This is a genomic window from Sphingomonas sp. Leaf20 (genome assembly GCF_001421535.1).
Lineage (GTDB): Bacteria > Pseudomonadota > Alphaproteobacteria > Sphingomonadales > Sphingomonadaceae > Sphingomonas.
In genome coordinates this window covers 1,444,880-1,464,379 of record NZ_LMKN01000001.1, presented here as the reverse complement: position 1 = coordinate 1,464,379, position 19,500 = coordinate 1,444,880, and the positions used below count along the sequence as shown (strand labels likewise).

Genomic DNA, 19,500 nt, shown 5'->3' with positions numbered 1-19,500 from the left:
GGAGGGCGAATCATGGCATTTCCGATCCCCACGCGCGCGCCGATCGCGCTCCTCGCGATTGTCGCCGGCACGCTGTCGCCGCTCGCGGCCGGGGCGAGCCTGTTCGGCAAGAAGCAGCCGGTCGAGGACTTCACCGTCGCGCGGCCGCTGCCCGTGCCCGTGGCCTCGCCCGCGACGGGTTCGATCTTCCAGGCGCAGGACGGCTATGCCGCGCTGTACGAGGGCTGGCGTGCGCGGAAAGTCGGCGATCCGCTGACGATCGTGCTCGTCGAGCGCACCGCGGCATCGAAATCCTCGGGCTCGAAGCTCGACAGCAACGGGTCGGGCAGCATCACGCCGCCGACGACGGGCGCGCTCAACCTGTTCAACCGTGCCGACGCGACGATCAGCGGCGGGCGCAACTTCAACGGCGCGGGCGCCGCCGACCAGGCGAACTCGCTGTCGGGCGAAGTCAGCGTGACGGTCGCCGAAGTCTATCCCAACGGCACGATGCTCGTGCAGGGGCAGAAGCGCGTGACGCTCAACCGCGGTGACGAGTTCCTCAAGATCAAGGGGCTGGTGCGCACCGCCGATGTCGACCGCGACAACCGCGTGCTGTCGACGCGCGTGGCCGATGCGCAGATCTCGTACACCGGCAAGGGCGACGTCGCCCGCGCCGGCCGCCAAGGGTGGCTCAGCCGCTTCTTCTCCGTCGTCAGCCCGTTTTGATGGTCACGCCCATGCGCACATACCAACGCCGCCCCAATTTCCGTTCGTCCCGAGTAGTCATCGAGCTTGTCGAGATGGCGTATCGAGGGACATGTGTCTCGATCCGAGCCCTCGACAAGCTCGGTCTCTACTCGACACGAACGGCAGGGTGGGTTGTCCTTGCGCTGGCCTCGCTCCTGATCGCTGCACCCGCGTCCGCCGACCGGATCAAGGATCTGGGCGGGTTCCAGGGGATCCGGTCGAACCAGCTGACCGGCTACGGCATCGTCGTCGGGCTTCCCGGCACGGGCGACGACAATCTCGAATATACCGTCCAGTCGCTCAAAGCCGTTGCGTCGCGTTTCGGGCTGCAGCTGCCGCCCAACGCCAATCCGGGGATGAAGAACGCGGCGGTCGTGATGATCACCGCCGAGCTGCCGCCCTTCGCCAAGCCCGGCCAGCGGCTCGACATCACCGTCGCGTCGATGGGCAAGGCGAAGAGCCTGCGCGGCGGCAGCCTGATCATGACGCCGCTGCTCGGCGCGGATAACCAGATCTATGCGATGGCGCAGGGCAACCTCGCGGTCGGCGGGCTCGGCGCGGAGGGCGCGGACGGGTCGAAGATCGTCGTCAACGTTCCCTCGACCGGGCGCATCCCCGAAGGCGCGACCGTCGAACGCGCGGTCGCGACCGGGTTCGACAGCGCGCCGATGCTGACCTTCAACCTCGCGCGCGCCGATTTCACCACCGCGCAGAACGTCGCGGGCGCGATCAATTCGAAGCTCGGCTTCGGCAGCGCGCAGGCGATCGACGCGGTCTCGGTCGCGGTCCACGCGCCCGTCGGCGCGGACGTCCGCGCGACGTTGATGTCGACGATCGAGAATCTCGACGTGATCTCCGCCGAGCCCTCGGCAAAAGTAATCGTAAATGCGCGCACCGGAACGGTCGTTATAAACTCCGCGGTGCGCGTGGGGCCTGCCGCGGTGACTCATGGGAAGCTGACGGTGCGGATCGACGAGAAGCCACAGGTGAGCCAGCCCGCGCCGTTCAGCCAGGGCCAGACCGTCGTCACGCCGAACAGCGCGGTCGCGGTCGAGGAGGAGCGTCGCCCGATGTTCCTGCTCAACCCGGGGCCCAAGCTCGCCGACATCGTCAAGGCGGTGAACGCGATCGGCGCATCGCCTGCCGACCTCGTCGCGATCCTCGAGGCGCTGAAGGAAGCCGGCGCGCTCAAGGCCGAGTTGATCGTCCTGTGAGCCCGATCGCAGCCCCTGGCCCGGTCAATGCGGGCGGCATCTCGACCGATACGAGCCGGCTCAAGTCGAACGACAATCTCGACAAGGCGGGCAAGAAGTTTGAGGCGGTCTTCACCGGCATGATGCTGAAAAGCATGCGCCAGGCAAAGCTCAGCGATTCGCTGTTCGAATCGAAGGCGCTCGACACCTTTACCGAAATGCAGGACGCGCGCGTCGCACAGACGATGGCCGAGCACACGCCGCTCGGCATCGGCAAGGCGATGACCGACTTTCTCGCCAAATCGCAATCCGATCTTAACCCAAGCGCGGCAGAGCCGTCACCATGAGCGACCTCCTGTCGATCGGCGCGTCGGGTGTGCGGGCGTACCAGACCGCGCTGAACACCGTGTCCGAGAACATCGCGAACACCGGCACCGCGGGCTATACCCGGCGGACGACGGCGCTCGGCCAGGTGACCTCGATCGGCAGTGGCATCAATGCAAGCGTGGCGACGGGCAGCAACGGCGTCACCGTCACCGGCATCTCGCGCTCGGCGGACACGTTCCGCTCGCTCGCGGTCCGCAACGCCGGGTCCGACCTCGCCAAGACGGAGACCGCGGCGGCCTGGCTCGGGCGGATCGAGACGTCGCTGACCGACAACAAGCTCGGCGACCGGCTGACCAGTTTCTTCTCCGCAGCACAGACGCTGTCGGCGGACCCGACATCGGTACCGGCGCGGTCGGTGATGCTCGAATCGGCGGCCAGCGCCGCGGCGGCGTTCACCGCGACGGGCAAGGCGCTCGATACCGCGGCCGCCGATCTCGACACCGCGACGCGTCAGGCGACGCAGACGCTCAATTCGTTCGGCACCGCGCTCGCCAAGGTCAATGACGGCATCGCCCGCAGTCAGAAGGGGTCGACCAACGCCGCGCAGCTCGCCGACCAGCGCGACCAGCTGCTCGAGCAGATGAGCACGATCACCGATATCAGTACGGAGTTCGACGATCTCGGCCGTGCGACCGTGCGGCTCGGCGGGGCGAGCGGCCCGGTATTCGTGGCGGGCCCCGATTCGGGCAATGTCAGCTATCTGAAGAATGACGAGGGCGCGGTCGGGTTCGTCGTCCAGCGGACCGGCACGACATCGGCGGTGACGCCGTCGGGCGGTGCACTGGCGGGCTATGCCGAGGGCGCGCAGAAGATCGTCGCGGCGCGCGACACGCTCAATGGCATCGCGACCGACTTCACCAAGCAGGTCAACGACATCCAGGCGCAGGGGCGCGATCTCGACGGCAAGCCCGGTGCGCCGTTGTTCGCGACCGGTGCCACGCCGACCAGCATCACCGTGGTGCTGACCGACCCGCGCGGCATCGCCGCGGCGAGCGACACCGGTGGCGTGCGCGATGCGTCGAACCTGACCGCACTGCTCGCGACGCGCGACCCGACCACGGGCAGCGAACAGCGGCTGACCAACATGATCACGAGCAACGCGGCGTCGCTCGAACAGCGCAGGCTGGTCGGCGATGCGCAGGGTGCGATCCGCGACGGCGCGGTGACCGCCCGCGATTCGGGCAGCGGCGTCGATCTCGACAGCGAGGCGGTCGACCTGCTCCGCTTCCAGCAGGCGTATCAGGCGTCGAGCCGCGTCATCCAGACCGCGCGCGACATCCTCCAGACCATCCTCGAGATCCGGTAGGCCTTATGCAGATCGCAACCAGCCTCTTCTACGACCGCTCGGCCAAGGCGATGAACGCGCTGTCGAAGCAGGCGGACGCGTTGCAGACGCAGATCTCGACCGGCAAGAAATTCGCCGCGCCCTCGTCCGACAGCGCCGCCTATCAACGGCTTGCCGGGATCGCGCGCGATACCGCCGACGACAAGGCCTATGCCGCGAACCTGACGACGGCGGCATCGGTGCTGAAGCAGTCGGACACGACGCTCAGCGCGATCACCGATCAGCTGCAGCGCGCGTCCGAACTCACGGTGCAGGCACGCAACGGCACGCTGAACGATGCCGCGCGCAAGGCGATCGGCGTCGAGATCGCGAGCATCGTCGATTCGATCGCGAGCCTCGCCAACGTCAAGGATTTGCGGGGTCAGCCGATCTTCGGTGGCGCGGATGGCGGCCCGGCGGCGGTCAAGCAGCCGGGCGGCGGCTATGCGCTGGCGACGACGAGCGTGTCGCCGGTGCCGATCGGTGATGGCCAGACCGTTCAGGCGAACGAATCGGCATCGCGCGTGCTGTCCGCGGGCGGCAAGGATACGCTTGCGGTGCTTGGCGCCATCGCGGCCGCGCTCCAGTCGGACAGCTACGATCCCGCATCGCTCGACACCGCGCTCGACGACCTGAATGCGGCGACCGAGCAGGTGTCGACGATCCAGGCGTCGCTTGGCGCGCGTGCGTCGCGCGTCGATCTCGAAACGGCGCGGCTGAAGGACGTCGCGGTCGACCGCGAGGATACCCGCCAGTCGATCGAGGGTACCGACATCACGACGTCGATCACCGAATTGCAGAAGACGATGACGATCCTGTCGGCGACGCAGGCGAGCTTCTCCAAGCTCAGTGCGCTGTCGCTGTTCGATTATCTGCGCTGAGCGCATTTATAGGACGGATCGGGCGGGGTTGGTAACCGGATGGCTACGAAATCCGGTTAATCCTCCGGTGACAGGGCCGGCTCTCCGGCCTTTGGGGGAATTTCCAGCACCATGTTTCCGATTATCGGCATCGTCGTCCTGCTCGTCATGGTGTTCGGCGGATTCGCGTTCACCGGCGGTGCGCTCGGCCCCGTGCTCGAGGCGATCCCGCACGAGATGCTCATCATCGGCGGTGCGGCCGCCGGCGCGCTGATCATCGGCAATTCGGGCAAGGAGCTGAAAGGCCTCGGCGGCGGGCTGATGAAGGTCTTCAAGGGCCCGAAATACAAGAAGCAGGACTATCTCGACGTCATCTTCCTCGTCAGCAAGCTGATGAAGATGCTGCGCGTCGACGGGCCGATCGCGCTCGAGCCGCATGTCGAGGATCCCAATTCCTCCGCGGTCTTCGCCGAATATCCAAAGCTGCTGAAGGATCACGCGCTGATCAACCTGATCGCCGACACGCTGCGTCTCGTCGTCGTCTCGTCGGGCACGCTCGACGTGCACGCGGTCGAGGAGGTGATGGATCAGTCGATCAAGACGCATCATCACGAGGAGGAGAGCGCGCATGGCACGCTGACCAGCCTCGCCGACGCGCTGCCCGCGCTCGGCATCGTCGCGGCGGTGCTCGGCGTGGTGAAGACGATGGGATCGATCGACAAGCCGCCGTCGGTGCTCGGCTCGATGATCGGGTCGGCGCTCGTCGGCACGTTCATGGGCGTGCTGCTGGCGTACGGCATGGTCGCGCCGCTGGCGAACCGGCTGAAGCAGGTGCTCGACGCGGATGCCTCGATCTACGGCGTCGTGAAGCAGATCATCATCGCCTCGCTCCACGGCCATCCGCAGCCGCTGGTGATCGAGGCGGCGCGCTCGGGGATCGCGCACAGGAACCAGCCGGGCTTCGCCGAAGTCTTTGACGGGCTGCGAGGCAAGTAAGGTGGCACGCGCGCCGCACGGGGCGAACCAGCCGCCCAAGATCATCGTCAAGAAGGTCTATATCGAGGGGCATGGCGGGCATCATGGCGGCGCGTGGAAGGTCGCCTATGCCGATTTCGTGACCGCGATGATGGCGTTCTTCCTGTTGCTGTGGATCCTCGGCGCGACGACCGAGAAGCAGCGCAAGGGTATCGCCGACTATTTCGCGCCGACGCTGATCGACACGCGGACGCTGGGGATCGGCGGCGGTGCGCTGCTCGGCGGCGAGTCGATCCTGTCGAAGAACAAGATCGGTCCGCAGGCGGGGCAGACCAGCCTGCCGCAGATCGCGATCCCGAATGCGGGCGAGGGCGGTGCGAACACCGGGACCGGGCCGAAGGGCAACATGAAGGGGCTCGACACGCTGAACGCCGAGGACCGCAAGAACTTTGCCGAGATGCGGCGCAAGGTGCTGAGCCAGATCCAGCGGTCGAAAAGCCTGTCGCGGCTTGCCAGCCATGTCCGGTTCGTGCCGACGCAGGACGGGATGCGGATCGACCTGGTCGACGACGCCGATTATTCGATGTTCGCGCTCGGCACGACCGCGCTCGACAGCAAGGCGGCGGACCTGATCGGGATGATCGCGGGATCGATCGCGGGATCGAGCAATGCGATCATGATCCGCGGCCATACCGACAGCGTGCCCTATGGCGATCCGCGCGCGATGAACAACTGGATGCTGTCGTCGGGGCGCGCCGAGGCGACGCGCCGCCGGTTGCTGGCGGGGGGAACGCCCGAGGCGCGGTTCGAACGGATCGAGGGCGTCGCCGATCGCGAGCCGTTGATCGCGAAGACGCCCAGCGACCCGCGCAACCGCCGCGTGGCGATCACCCTGCTCTACCGCCGCGGGCAGTTCGGCCGGTAGGTCCCGATACGGGGGCGGACGACCGGCCACCCCCTTCGGGCATCATCGTCGCGGTGTTGGCGTCCCGGCGTGGGCGCGCCGGCGTTGGCGTCGCCGCATTCGCGCGGACGCTTATTCCGCGACGGTCTGGGTCTCGGTCTTGCGCTTGCGTGGCGCCGGCGCGGCAGCAGCAGCGGGGGCCGGTTCGTCGGTCTTGCGCGCACCGGGCTTGCGACCCAGACCGATCTTCTTGGCCATCGCGCGACGGCTTTCCGAATAGTTCTCGGCGACCATCGGATAATCGGCCTTAAGACCATAGCGCTCGCGATATTCCGCCGGCGTCATGCCATGCGTCGCGAGATGTCGGCGCAAAGTCTTGTACGACTTGCCGTCGATCATCGAGATGATGTGATCCTTCGACGCAAGCGACTTCCGTGCGGTCACCGCGGGCGTGTATTCAGCGACCGCTTCGACCGGTGCGGTTTCGGCGGGCGTGCCAAGCAGCAAGGTCACGGTCTCGTGTATCTTGCCGAGGAATGCCGGAACGTCTTCGGCTGCGGTCCGGGTATTGGGGTTTCCCAGCCAAGCAATCGTCAACTCGGTCGCGAGTTCAACTGCGCTGAGATCGGTCGTGTCTTCCGCCATGATGTGCTCCATTCTACGAAGGCCCCGTACGCGCACGTTGCGGCGTATTCAACGCTGCAAATCAACCTATCCGCAATAGGCCTAAGCCCGATCGAGACAAGATGCAAAGGTACGCCGGACGTCGGAGATCGGCGAAAAGACTGTGCTTTGTAAATAGCTTGGGCAGCGGTCCAGCATGAAATCGACAACTCCGACCCCAAAGTTGACCTTTAACTATAACCTGGATCAAAGTTAGTACTTGCGGGAAAGACGTTGATCCCAACAAACGGAGCGATGAACTTGATCGAACCGTGATCAAGCAGAACACCGCCAGGCGGTTGCGACGGCGGTCCGGGCGCGTACTCGTCGCGCGCGGCGTTGACGGATCGACACCGGATCCATACGCTCATGGTAACGATAACATACCCCGCCGCATCGCCGGACGGGTGCGACATGGAGAGCGAAGCCTTGGCAGATACCCCCGTCATGCGTCCACGATTCACCCCGGTCGCAACAGTGCGGCGGCAGATCCGCCGCTATGTCCGTGGCGCGATCCTGCCACTGATCGCGGCGGGGATGGGCGGCACATCGCTGGCGGCGCAGACCGTACCGGCGGGGGAGGGCGCCACCGCCACGGTGCGCGCCGATACGCCCGGGCCCCGGATCGAACGCGACGTGTTCGGCCAGTTCGCCGAACATCTCGGTCACGGCATCTATGGCGGGATCTGGGTCGGGCGGAATTCGAAGATCCCCAATGACGCCGGCTATCGTCGCGACGTGCTGGCGGCGATGAAGGCGATCGACGTGCCGATGGTGCGCTGGCCGGGCGGCTGTTTCGCGGACGAATATCACTGGCGCGACGGCATCGGCCCCGCCAAGGCCCGCCCCGGCAAGATCAACACCAACTGGGGCGGCGTCAACGAGGACAACGGTTTCGGGACGCACGAATATTTCGGGCTGATGGAGCGGCTTGGCGCGAGTACCTATGTATCGGCCAATGTCGGCAGCGCGCCGCCCGCCGAAACCGCGCAATGGGTCGACTACATGACCAGCGCGACCGACAGCACCGCGCTCGCCAAGGAACGCGCGCGCAACGGCCGCGCGGCACCGTGGAAGGTCCGGTATCTCGGCATCGGCAACGAGCTCTGGGGCTGTGGCGGCAACATGCGCGCCGAATATGCCGCCGACCTGACCAACCGCTACGCGCTGTTCGCCAAGTCCGGCAACGGTCCGATGCTCAAGATCGCGAGCGGGCCGAGCGACTCGAACTATGAGTGGACCGAGGCGATGATGCGCATCGCGGGCAAGAATATCGACGGGCTCGCGCTGCATTACTACACGCGTCCGCGCGAGGGCGACTGGAACAACAAGGGCCCGGCGCTGGGCTTTCCCGAACGCGAATGGGCGACGACGATGGCGCACACGCTGCGGATGGAGGAGTTCCTCACCAAGCATTCGGCGATCATGGACAAGCACGACCCCGCCAAGCGCGTGATGCTCGCGGTCGACGAATGGGGGACGTGGTACGATCCCACGCCCGGCAGCAACCCCGGTTTCCTCGAACAGCAGAACTCGTTGCGCGATGCGGTCGTCGCGGCGCTCAACATCAACATCTTCGCGCGTCATGCCGACCGCGTGCGGATGGCCGCGATCGCGCAGATGGTGAACGTGCTCCAGGCGATGCTGCTGACCGACGGGCCGCGGATGGTGAAGACGCCGACCTATTGGGTGTTCGACCTGTACAAGCCGTGGCAGGGCGCGACCGCCCTGCCGGTCGACCTGACCTCGCCCTGGTATCACAAGGACGAGGTCGCGATCCCCGCGGTGAGCGTGTCGGCGGTGCGCGACACCGCGGGGCAGGTGCATGTCGCGCTCGTCAATCTCGATCCGAACCGCGCGATCCCGGTCTCGGTATCGCTCGCCGGCATGCAGGCGGGGCAGGTGTCGGGACGGATCATCACCGGGACGGGGATGGATGCGCACAACAGCTTCGACCGGCCCGACACCGTCACGCCGCAGCCCTTTGCCGGCGCACAGGTTTCGGGGGGTGCGCTGACGACGACCTTGCCCGCGAAATCGGTCGTCATCCTTGACCTGCGCTGAGGGAGAGCATGCATGAATGGATCTCGCGGGACGATGCTGCCGTCTGCTCGCACGGGGGCGGGTCGATGAGCGCGGGGCGCAAAGCGGGGATGGCGCTGATTGCCGCGCTGTTGCTCACCTCGGGGTCCGCCGCGCAGGTGTGGCGGTCGGATCAGGGGGACGGCAGTTTCCGCAACCCGGTGCTGTTCGCGGACTATCCCGATCCCGACATCATCCGCGTCGGGCGCGACTATTATTTCGCCACCACCACCTTTGCCAACGTCCCGGGGATCACGATCCTGCACAGCCGCGACCTGGTGAACTGGACGATCGCCTCGCATCTGGTTGACCGGCTCGACGGCCGTCCGCAATACGACCTCAAGGGCGGCAACGCGTACCGCAAGGGCCTGTACGCCTCGAGCCTGCGCCATCATGCGGGGACCTATTATCTCGCGAACACGCCCGTCGGGCAGAAGACGCGGATCTATCATGCCAGGGACGTGCGCGGGCCATGGGCGTATCACGAGCTCGACCGCGAAGCGTTCGATCCCGCCTTGTTCATCGAGCCCGACGGCCGCGCGTTCGTCGCGACCGCGAGCACTGCGGACGGGACGATCACGCTGCTGACGCTCGACGCCGGGCTCGCCCGTGTCACCGCGTCGCGCAAGATCCATTACATCAAGGGGGCCGAGGGTTCGAAGATCATCCGGCGGGGGGCGTACTACTATCTGTTCAACGCGTTGCCGCCGCGGCTCGGGCTGACCGTATCGCGCGCGCGCAGCCTGTTCGGACCATGGGAGACGCGCGATCAGATCGACGACAAGACGGGTGGCCACCAGGGTGCGCTGGTCGACCTGCCCGACGGGCGATGGTTCGGCTTCGTCATGGAGGACAGCGGCGCGATCGGCCGGATGACCAATCTGAGCCCGGTATTCTGGCGTGACGACTGGCCCGTCTGGGGAACGCCGGCGGCACCGGGGCGCGTGCCCGATCGCGCGGCCAAGCCCGTCCCGGGATTCGCCTTTGCCGAGCCGGCGACGTCGGACGACTTCGCCCGCGCGTCGCTTGGACTGCAATGGCAATGGAACCACAATCCCGATCCTGCCCGCTGGTCGCTGACCGATCGCCCGGGCTGGCTGCGGTTGCGCCCGACGGTTGCGGACCGCTTCTGGTCGGCACGCAACACGCTGACGCAAAAGGGGCAGGGGCCCGCGAGCCGCGGCGAGGTGAAGCTCGACGTCCGCCATCTCGTCCCGGGCGATCGCTGCGGTTTCGGCACGCTTGGCCAATATAGCGGCAACCTGACCGTCGCACCCGCCGACGACGGGAGGATCGCGATCGAGATGGAGCTGACCGAGGACAAGGTCGGCGGCGCCGAGACGCAGGTCCGCGCGCGGACCATGGTCGCGCGCGGCGACGCACTATGGCTGCGGACCGACATGGATTTCACCACCGATCTCGCGCGCGTCGCCTACAGCCTCGACGGCGCGCGCTGGACCGCGCTGGGCGGCAGCTTTCCGCTCGCCTTCGCGTGGCGGACGGGCACGTTCCAGGGCGAGCAGTTCGCGCTGTTCTGCTATGCGCCGGCCGCGAGTCGCGGATGGCTCGACATCGACGAGTTCCGCCTGTCCGCGCTCAAGCCCGAGGGGACGCGCGCGCGCACCGCGCGCTGACGTGCGCCTGCCCCCCGGACCCACGGCCTATCGGATGAGCGCGGCATCCGCCCAGATCGCCGGGCCCGCCATGCCCTCGGCGTCGCCGCGCGCAACCAGCTCGACGATCCCGACGCCCGCGACGCTCGCCTCGATCGGCGCCGCGGCATCGCCGAACGCCATCGGTTTCGAACGCGCGAGCAAGCGGCCGTCACCCCAGATCTCGAACACGACCCGGCCGGCCCGCGAGGGCGCCGAATCGTTGACGCCGACCCTGGCCGTGAAGCGCGCAGACCCCTGGTTGCGAACCTCGAGCCGCGCGTTGGCGAGAACGCCGATCCCGGTATCGAACGCGGTACCCGCAATCCGGATCGGCGCGCCATAGGGTGCGCGGTCGGCCTCGGCGCCGCCCCAGCCGCCATATTGCGGATGGTCGCCCGGCCCGCGCGTGCCCGTCCACGGCGTGATCGAGCGATGGATCGTCGGATCGGGCGTCGGCCGCGCGATCCCGTCGACCGCCGGATTGACGCGTCCCGGCTGCTCGGAAAGATACATGCCGCCAGCCAGGCGATGCGTGCCGGTCGCGCGGAAGACGAGCGTTTCGTGCGGCGCCAGCGTCAGTGCGGTCTCGCCGCGGAACGTCCGCTCGGTCTTGCTCCACAGGTCCCGCAGCCGGACATCGCCTTGCGCGGTCATCTTCAACTGCGCCGCGGTCAGCACCGCCTTCACCGGTTGCGCGGTACGGTTGACCACCGCGACGCCCTTGCTCCCGTCGGCGAGCGTCTTGACGAAGATCTGTGCATCGTCCGAATCATAGGCGAGCACCGCCTGGTTGCCCGCCGCGTCCTGGTTGAGCGCGACGATGTCCGCGTTGCCGAAGATCGCGAGCTGGTCGGGCGTCAGCTTGCGCAGGTCGTAGCCGATGATCAGCGGCGCGTTGAGCATCGCCCATAGCGCGAAATGCGCGCGTGCCTCGACCGGGTGCGCGGCATCGAAATCGCCCGTGCCGACGAACAGCATGTCGGGGTCGTTCCACGATCCCGGATGCGCATAGAGCGCGCGGTGCGTCACCGTGTCGAGATTGGTCAGCATCCGCGCCCAGCTCGGCTGGATATCGTCGCTGGTCCGCGACATGTTGCCGACATCCTTGCCCCAGGTGCGGACGTCGCCCGCCCCCCACAGGCACAGCGAATAGACATAGGGACGCTGCCCCGCATGCGTCCTGAGCGCGGTGCCGACCGCCGCGTACAGGCGGCGGATCCCGGCGACGTCGCTCGCGGCGAGCGACTGCATGTCGACCAGCGGCGGCAATGCGCGGTACAGGCCCGATCGGACGCGCGGCGCATCCGCGGCGAGTCCGCGCGCGCCACAGCCGTCGACCTTGATGAAATCGAAGTTCCACTCGGCGAAGTACAGCCGGATGTCCTCGTCGACATGCCCGTACAGCCCGACCTCGCGTTCGGCGACGCTGCCCTCGGGCTGGTTCTTGAAATCGGGGGTATAGATCTGGCCGCAGCTGTTGCGGCCGATGTCGGAATAGATCCCCGCCTTCAGCCCCATCGCGTGCAGGCGATCGGTCAGCGGACGGAAGCTCGGGTTCGCGCCGGTGCGCGCGGAGGGGAAATGGCTGGTGCGGATCATCATCCGGCCATCGGGCTGGCGCCGCTTGAGCCACCAGCCATCGTCGATGTTGACGTAGCGATAGCCGAGCGTCGCCAGCTTGGTGTCGACCAGCGCCTGTGCGGAGGCGAGCACCTTCTCCTCGTCGACGTCGCTGTTGAACGCGTTCCACGAGTTCCAGCCCATCGGCGGGACGGGCGCCGACCCGTCGCTGTTCGCGCTCCAGCGTCCCGTCGGCACGAGCGGATCGGGCGAACCGGGCAGCGACGCGGCGTGCGCGGAAGACAGGATCGCGCCCACCGCCGCCGCGACCAGTGCCCAGCGCGGGGCGGCGATGCGTGGCGCGGCTCGGGCATCCGCTCCGGCCATCGTTCGCGGGCTGGTCATGCTGGTCTCCTGCGTGGCGTTGGACGCCTGACGGGGCGGGATCATTCGACGGGGATCTCGAACGTGCCGACCGGCAAGCCTGTATTGTCGGAGAGATTGGTCATCGGCGCCTCGGTCCAGGCATAGCGGACGCGGACTGCGGGGCGGCCATCCGCGGGCAGGGTGACGGTGCGCCCGTCGACCCGGCCACTGGCATAGCGGCAGGTTCCGGGGGCGGTATCGCACAGCTCGAACCCGATCGCCCGGTCCGCGCTGCGCGCGTGGAGCGCGCCCGTCACGCCGTCGAACCGCAACGCGACCCCGCCATCGGGCGCGCGGTGCGCGGCGGCGATCGCGGGGCCCGCGGGCGCGACCCGTTCGCCATAGACGCGCGCGCGCATCACCTGCGCCAGCCGCTGCCCGACGGCGTGTTTCTCGCCCGGGTGGATGTCGAGCGCGTCGCCGATGTCGAGCGTCACCGCGAGCCCCGCGCGCGGATCCTTCGCGGCGACGCGGCGCTGCGCATCGCGCACGCTCCCCCAGCCGCTTTCCGCAGGCGTGCTCGACGGGCTGCCATAGGCGGACAGCTGGACGATCCCGAAGGCCGCGTCCGGGCTCGCGAACCGCTGCCGCCAATCCGCGATCAGTGCCGTGAGGCGGCGGTCGTAGCCGGGTATCCCGGTGTCCGACTCGCCCTGGTACCAGGCGATCCCGGCGAGGCGGGTGGCGCCCAGCGGTGCGATCATCGCATTGTACAAAGTGCCCGCGCCGTTGATGTCGTCCCATGGCACGCGCGGCGCCGAACCGGGCAGCCGCCTGGCGATCGCATAGCGCCAGTCCGTCCCGAGCGGGATGCTGCTGCCGTCGGCGAGCGTGAGGCGCATCGACTCCGCGGGGCCGGTCATCCCGCCATCGGCATAGACGTCGTCCACGTTGACGGTCACGACGTTGCGACCCGGCGTCAGCATGCCCGCAGGCAGCGCATAGACCCGTGCCTGCGACGCAAGGCTGCTGCCACCGACGCCGCGGCCGTTGACCCAGACCCGGTCCGCATCGTCGATGGTGCCGAGCACCAGAGTCGCGGGGCCGCGCGCCTGTTCCGCGGTCAGCTCGACGGTGCGCTGATACCAGAGCATCCCGTTATAGGTGGCGAGTTCGGGCACGCCCCAGCGCTCGAAATTGGTCATCGCGGGGACGGCGCGCCAGTCGAGCGCTGCGGCTGGCTGCCACGGTTCGGCACCGGGCCGGTCGCCCGATCCGCCCCGCCACCATTGCTCCCAGAGCGTCGACGCGCGCGACTTTGCCGCAGCGGGGTCGCGCGCATAGAGCGCGAGCAGTGCAGCGTCGTCACCGAGCCCCGCGTCCTGCAGCGCGGTACCGCTCATCCACGCGCTGATCCGCGATCCGCCCCAGCTCGAATGGATCGCGCCGATCGGGACCCCCGCGGTGCGCCGCAGCGCCTGCGCCATGTAGAAGCAGGCGGCGGAGAAGCCTGGAACGCTGGCCGGCCCCGCGACCGTCCAGCGCGGCGTGTCGGCAAAGCGCGCGAGCGGCGCGGGTGCCGCGACCTTGGCGACGGTCAGCAGCCGCAGCATCGCGTCGACCGGGGGATGCGCGTCGGGGATCAGGTCCTGCGCGTCGCCGACCGCGAGCTCCATGTTGCTCTGGCCCGAACACAGGAACACGTCGCCGATCAGGATGTCGCGCATCACCACCGCGCCGCTCGCCGCGGCGATCGTCAGGTCGTACGGCCCACCCGCGGGCAGCGCGGGCAGCTGCGCCGAGAACCGCCCGTCCCGGCCTGCGCGCACGACGACCGTCTTCCCTGCCAACGTCACCATCACCGTCTCCCCAGCCCCGGCATCCCCCGTCAGAAGGATCGGCTGGCCACGCTGAACCACGGCATGATCGCCGATCACGCCGTCGAGCCGCGGTGCCGCCGCTGCGGCCGCGGGGGTGAGCGCGAGGGTCAGCATCGCGACACCGGCAAGACATGACAGGCGCACCGTGGCGGTCGACATCGACGAACATCCTCTCCCCGCGGCTCAGATGATTCTGGTCCGTCCGTGCACCGGTTCCCGCGTCGCCCCGTTCGCGATGGCAGACGCCACCCGAATAGCCCGACGCGCCTGGCTGCACCGCGCAATCTATCGGCGATCCGCAGCATTGATAGCGCTAAACGTACTAGCTCTGATCATGCCGCCAAGGCCGCAGGACGGCGCGGTTCACCGGTGGCTGGTGCTCGACCAGTGCGGCGATTTCCGTTCCGGACCGGCCCTAATCGTTACACTTGACAATAACTGCCTAAGCATCGATCCTTATGGTAGCGTTACCGCATTAGACGCAAACATGCGTGCGGGGCGGACGACACCGTTGCGGTGTCCGATCACGACGAGGAGATAGGGATGTCCGTGAAAGCTCAGCCGCCGGGTGGCACCGTTCCTGATCGATTGCGCACCGCGAGCCTCGCCGTCATCGCGGCGTGCCTCGTGACGACGCCTGCTTGGGCGCAACAGCCGCCGGCCAACAGCCAGGTGCAACCACAGCCACAGCCACAGCCACAGCCACAGATCGAGACGCCCCCGCCGCAGGACGCGGATATTGCGGACGCGCCGGCTCCGGTCGCCACCCCGGAGGCGGAGGCTCCGGCGGCGGCCGCGCCCGCGCCGCCGGCCGAACCGACCGCGCAGGACATCGTCGTCACCGGATCGCGTATCACGACCAGCGGCTTCACCGCGCCAACGCCGACGACGGTGATCGATGCTGCGGCGATCGCGGCGAATGCACAGCCCAATATCTTCACGACGATCGCGCAGCTGCCGTCGCTGCAGGGATCGACCGGCACGAGCACGGGCACGTTCAGCACGTCGAGCGGGCAGCAGGGGCTGAGTTCCTTCTCGCTGCGCGGCGTCGGTGCGATCCGGACGCTGACGCTGCTCGACGGACAGCGCGTCGTCGGTGCCAACGTGACCGGCGTGCCCGATATCAGCCTGTTCCCGCAGTTGCTCGTCAAGCGCGTCGACGTCGTCAACGGCGGGGCCTCCGCATCCTATGGCTCGGACGCGGTCGGCGGCGTGGTCAACTTCATCACCGACACCCGGTTCAAGGGGGTGAAAGGCAATGTGCAGGGCGGAATCACCACCTATGGCGACAACGAACAGGTGCTGGTCCAGCTCGCCGCGGGTACGAGCTTCCTCGAAAACCGGCTGCACATCGTCGCGAGTACAGAATTCGCGCGCGAAGAGGGGATTGGCGGCGGGTCGGATCTGGGGATCGGCATGGCGGGCGGACGCGACTGGTTCCGCCAGTCGACGCTTATCAACCGCAACGTCCTGAACGACGGCTCGCCGCAATATCTCTACCGCGACTTTGCGCAGCCCTATAACTACACCAAGTACGGTCTCATCACCGCGGGGCCGCTGCAGGGGACCGCGTTCGATCAGGCGGGCAATCCATTCGCGTTCCAGTACGGATCAAACGGCGTTCCCGCGCGCGACGCAGCGGGCAACGTCAACGGATGCCTGCCCGGCTTCTGTCTCGGTGGCGATCTGTCGGGGAATGTCGATGCGGGGCGGTCGCTCCAGTCGGAGATCCAGCGGCTCAACAGCTATGGGCGGATCGGGTTCGACTTTGCGCCCGACAACGAGATCTATCTCAGCGCGAACATCGGGCAGGTCAAGACGCAGAACCAGCCCGTCGGCGGGCAGAACCGCCCGAACCTGACGATCCAGTGTGCCAATCCGTTCGTGCCCGCCTCGGTCAGCGCGGCGTGCGCGACGGCGGGGATCACCGATTTCCAATACGGGACGAGCAACGCGGCGCTCGGCAATACGCAGGTCCGTACCGATCGCCGGCAATATCGCTTCGTCGGCGGGGCCAAGGGGCGCCAGCCGGTGCTCGGCTCCGACTGGAGCTATGACATCTATTATGCGCACGGGACGAACTACAGCGACATCGACGTCGACAACGTCCTGCTGTCGAACCGCTTTAACCAGGCGATCAACGCGACCACGCTGAACGGCGCGATCGTGTGCGCCGATCCGGTCGCGCGCGCCAATGGGTGCCAGCCGCTCAACATCTTCGGCGGCAACCCGTCACAGGGCGCGCTCGGCTATGTCATGCCGCAGAACGGGCCGTATCAGCGCACACGCCAGACGCAGGACGTCGCCAGCCTCAGCTTTTCGGGATCGCCGTTCAGCTCGTGGGCGGGGCCCGTGTCGATCGCGTTCGGCGGTGAGTTCCGGCACGAATTCTATTCGGTCCGCGCCGATCCCTATGGCGCGGGCAGCGACAGCACGCCCAACAACGCCGCCTATCCGGCCGACCCGTTGCTGCTGTCCGGCGGCAACAACTGGTATGCTGGCAACTACAAGAACGGCAGCGGCGCCTACAGCGTCAAGGAAGCGTTTTTCGAAACCGACCTCCCGCTGCTCAATTCGGATGTCGCCGGACGGCTCAACGTCAACGGCGCGGCCCGCGTCACCGATTACAGCACATCGGGGACGGTATGGGCGTGGAAGGTCGGCGGGACGTGGGACCTGCCGGTCGACGGCTTTCGCATTCGCGGCGTGACGTCGCGCGACGTCCGTGCGCCGAACCTGTCGGAACTGTTCGCAGCACCGGTCACGACGACGTTGCCCAATTTCTTCGATCCGTTCCGCAACGTGAACGTGCTGGCGATCCAGAACACGATCGGCAATCGCAACCTGACGCCCGAGATCGCACGCAACACCACGCTCGGGATGGCGTTCTCGGGATCGTCGCTGATCCCCGGTCTCAGCCTCTCGGTCGACTATTACAAGATCAAGATCACCGACGTCATCTCGAGCCTGGGCGCCGCCGATATCGTCAACCTGTGTTTCCAGAACGTGCTTCCCGAGAGCTGCAACGCGTTCAATCTGAACAATCAGAACGGGCCCAACTTCATCGACGTGCAGGCGTTCAATCTCGCGTCGATCGACACCGACGGTTTCGATATCGAGGCGAGCTATCGCTGGCGTCGCCCGCTCGGGCTGCCGGGCAGCTTCACGGTCCGCGCGCTGGCCACCAACATCCGCAAGTTCGTGACCGATACCGGCCTCCCCGGCACGATCCCGGTCGATACCGCGGGCGTGAACATCGGCAGCACGCCCAACTGGAAATGGCTTGCAGTGCAGACCTATGAGCACGACAATTTCTCGTTGCTGATCCAGGAGCGCTGGTTCAGCGACGGTGTGCTGGGCAATCAATATGTCGAGTGCGCACCGGGAAGCTGCCCGGCATCGACCAATAACCGACCGACGATCGAGCGTAATTTCGTCCCCGGCGCCTTCTACATGGACATTGGCGGGACGTACAACGTCACGGACAAGGCGACCGCTTACGTCAAGGTCGACAATCTGTTCGATCGCGACCCTGCGGCATCCCCGTATTTCGTCAATCCGGCGCTGTACGACGTGATGGGGCGGATCTATCGTGTCGGCGTGCGCTTCGCTTTCTAACGACAGGAGACAGGGTGTTGAGCATGTCACGCCTCGGACTGGGCCTGGTGTTGGCGGCCGCACCCTGCCTCGCTGCACCGGGGGGGATACCGGCGAAGGCCGGTTCTAACCCGATCATCCGCGATATCTTCACCGCCGACCCGGCGCCGCTGGTCGTCGGCGACCGGCTGTATCTGTACGTCGGGCACGACGAAGCGCAGCGCGACGAGATGTTCAACATGCGCGAATGGCGGGTCTATTCGACCACCGACATGCGGCACTGGGTGCCGCATGGGCCGATCATGAACGTCAGCGATTTCAAATGGGCGAAGAAGGACGCCTGGGCATCGCAGGCGATCCGGAAGAACGGCCGCTACTGGTTCTATGCGGCGGTCGAGCATGACGACACGCATCCGGGCAAGGCGATCGCGGTCGCCGTCGCGGACACGCCGACCGGGCCGTTCGTCGATGCCAAGGGCGCCGCGCTGATCACCAACGAGATGACGCCGAAGGGGTCGCACAGCTGGGAGGATATCGATCCGACGGTGCTGACCGACGACGACGGGACGACGTGGATCGCGTGGGGCAACCGGCAATGCTACATCGCCAAGCTGAAACCCAACATGATCGAGATCGACGGGCCGATCCGCGAGATCACGCCGCCGCATTTCGAGGAGGGGCCGTGGCTCCACAAGCGCGGCGCGCTCTATTACCTCACCTATGCATCGCTCGACCGGAGCAAGCACCGTGACGAACGCGTGTCCTATGCCACCGCGCCGGCGATCACGGGCCCCTGGACGTATCGGGGCGAGCTGACCGGCTCGGGCAAATACAGCTTCACGATTCATCCCGGCATCGCCGCGTTCAAGGGCCGGTCCTATCTCTTCCTGCACAATGCGACGCTCGCGATCGGCGATCAGAACGGCGCGATCGGCCGGCGGGCGGTCACGGTCGAACCGCTCCGCTACAATCCGGACGGCACGATGGTGCCGGTGGTACAGACCGACGCAGGCGTAACCGCGCCGGTAGCGTATAAACGCTAGCGACAGGGTCGCGCGCGCGGGCTGCTTCCTGAAGGACCGCTCGCAAGCCCTGCGTTGCGGAGTGTACGCCCCTTGGTCCGGGCAGCTTCAGCGCTTGTGCGGGGCAGGCCGTCGCAAACCGCTCCCGCCGCATCGATCGCGACGGATGGCGCCTTGATCGGCCCTGTATTCGTCGATACGGCCCCATAACGGTTCGACGGAAAGAAACCGGTCAAGTTTGCTCTTGAGATCGCTGGACAATGGCGGCTCGGACATGACATGCGGGGAGCTTCAACATGTCGA

The 19,500-nt window shown here is 67.2% G+C and carries 14 protein-coding genes; 11 read left to right on the top strand and 3 right to left on the bottom strand.

The annotated features are described in order from the left end of the window. The first annotated feature begins 12 nt into the window (after positions 1-12). The 7 genes from ASE72_RS06670 to ASE72_RS06640 all read left to right on the top strand — a co-directional run bounded on the left by ASE72_RS06670 (position 13) and on the right by ASE72_RS06640 (position 6,393). Positions 13-708, top strand: coding sequence for a flagellar basal body L-ring protein FlgH (locus ASE72_RS06670; RefSeq protein WP_082445822.1), 696 nt, complete (start codon positions 13-15; stop codon positions 706-708). 11 nt (positions 709-719) lie between these two features. Further along, complete coding sequence (locus ASE72_RS06665) at positions 720-1,943, top strand: flagellar basal body P-ring protein FlgI (protein ID WP_235532258.1); 1,224 nt, start codon at positions 720-722, stop codon at positions 1,941-1,943. Next, on the top strand, positions 1,940-2,269 hold the full coding sequence (locus ASE72_RS06660; RefSeq protein WP_056018136.1) for a rod-binding protein: 330 nt from the start codon (positions 1,940-1,942) through the stop codon (positions 2,267-2,269). Before ASE72_RS06665 ends, ASE72_RS06660 begins: the two co-directional genes overlap by 4 nt. Next, positions 2,266-3,615 (top strand): flagellar hook-associated protein FlgK, encoded by a 1,350-nt coding sequence (gene flgK / locus ASE72_RS06655; RefSeq protein WP_056018134.1) that lies wholly within the window; start codon positions 2,266-2,268, stop codon positions 3,613-3,615. Before ASE72_RS06660 ends, flgK begins: the two co-directional genes overlap by 4 nt. 5 nt (positions 3,616-3,620) lie before the next feature. Then, positions 3,621-4,514 carry a flagellin N-terminal helical domain-containing protein gene (locus ASE72_RS06650; RefSeq protein ID WP_056018131.1) on the top strand — a complete coding sequence of 298 codons (894 nt, stop codon included), beginning with the start codon at positions 3,621-3,623 and terminating at the stop codon, positions 4,512-4,514. 111 nt (positions 4,515-4,625) lie between these two features. Further along, positions 4,626-5,489, top strand: a complete 864-nt coding sequence (motA, locus tag ASE72_RS06645; protein WP_031394196.1) for a flagellar motor stator protein MotA — start codon at positions 4,626-4,628, stop codon at positions 5,487-5,489. A gap of 1 nt (position 5,490) precedes the next feature. Continuing rightward, a complete protein-coding gene (locus tag ASE72_RS06640; protein ID WP_056018129.1) occupies positions 5,491-6,393 on the top strand; it encodes a flagellar motor protein MotB in 903 nt (300 codons plus the stop codon). Between the two features lie 111 nt (positions 6,394-6,504). On the opposite strand, the gene ASE72_RS06635 is transcribed toward ASE72_RS06640, so the two are convergent. Further along, positions 6,505-7,017 (bottom strand): MucR family transcriptional regulator, encoded by a 513-nt coding sequence (locus ASE72_RS06635; protein WP_056019126.1) that lies wholly within the window; start codon positions 7,015-7,017, stop codon positions 6,505-6,507. Positions 7,018-7,572: 555 nt separating this feature from the next. Between ASE72_RS06635 and ASE72_RS06630 the strand changes: the two genes are divergently transcribed. After that, positions 7,573-9,099 (top strand): alpha-N-arabinofuranosidase, encoded by a 1,527-nt coding sequence (locus ASE72_RS06630; protein WP_156350256.1) that lies wholly within the window; start codon positions 7,573-7,575, stop codon positions 9,097-9,099. Between the two features lie 8 nt (positions 9,100-9,107). After that, positions 9,108-10,751, top strand: coding sequence for a glycoside hydrolase family 43 protein (locus ASE72_RS06625; protein WP_235532257.1), 1,644 nt, complete (start codon positions 9,108-9,110; stop codon positions 10,749-10,751). Between the two features lie 27 nt (positions 10,752-10,778). Here ASE72_RS06625 and ASE72_RS06620 read toward each other — a convergent pair whose 3' ends face one another. Next, positions 10,779-12,737, bottom strand: a complete 1,959-nt coding sequence (locus tag ASE72_RS06620; protein ID WP_235532256.1) for an NPCBM/NEW2 domain-containing protein — start codon at positions 12,735-12,737, stop codon at positions 10,779-10,781. Positions 12,738-12,778: 41 nt separating this feature from the next. Next, positions 12,779-14,737 carry a sialate O-acetylesterase gene (locus tag ASE72_RS06615; protein ID WP_056018127.1) on the bottom strand — a complete coding sequence of 653 codons (1,959 nt, stop codon included), beginning with the start codon at positions 14,735-14,737 and terminating at the stop codon, positions 12,779-12,781. 384 nt (positions 14,738-15,121) lie between these two features. Between ASE72_RS06615 and ASE72_RS06610 the strand changes: the two genes are divergently transcribed. Together ASE72_RS06610 and ASE72_RS06605 are read left to right on the top strand one after the other, a co-directional pair. After that, positions 15,122-18,196: a TonB-dependent receptor plug domain-containing protein gene (locus ASE72_RS06610; protein WP_082445821.1), complete on the top strand. Its 3,075-nt coding sequence runs from the start codon at positions 15,122-15,124 to the stop codon at positions 18,194-18,196. Positions 18,197-18,219: 23 nt separating this feature from the next. Continuing rightward, positions 18,220-19,218, top strand: a complete 999-nt coding sequence (locus ASE72_RS06605; RefSeq protein ID WP_056018125.1) for a glycoside hydrolase family 43 protein — start codon at positions 18,220-18,222, stop codon at positions 19,216-19,218. The last annotated feature ends 282 nt before the right edge of the window (positions 19,219-19,500 follow it).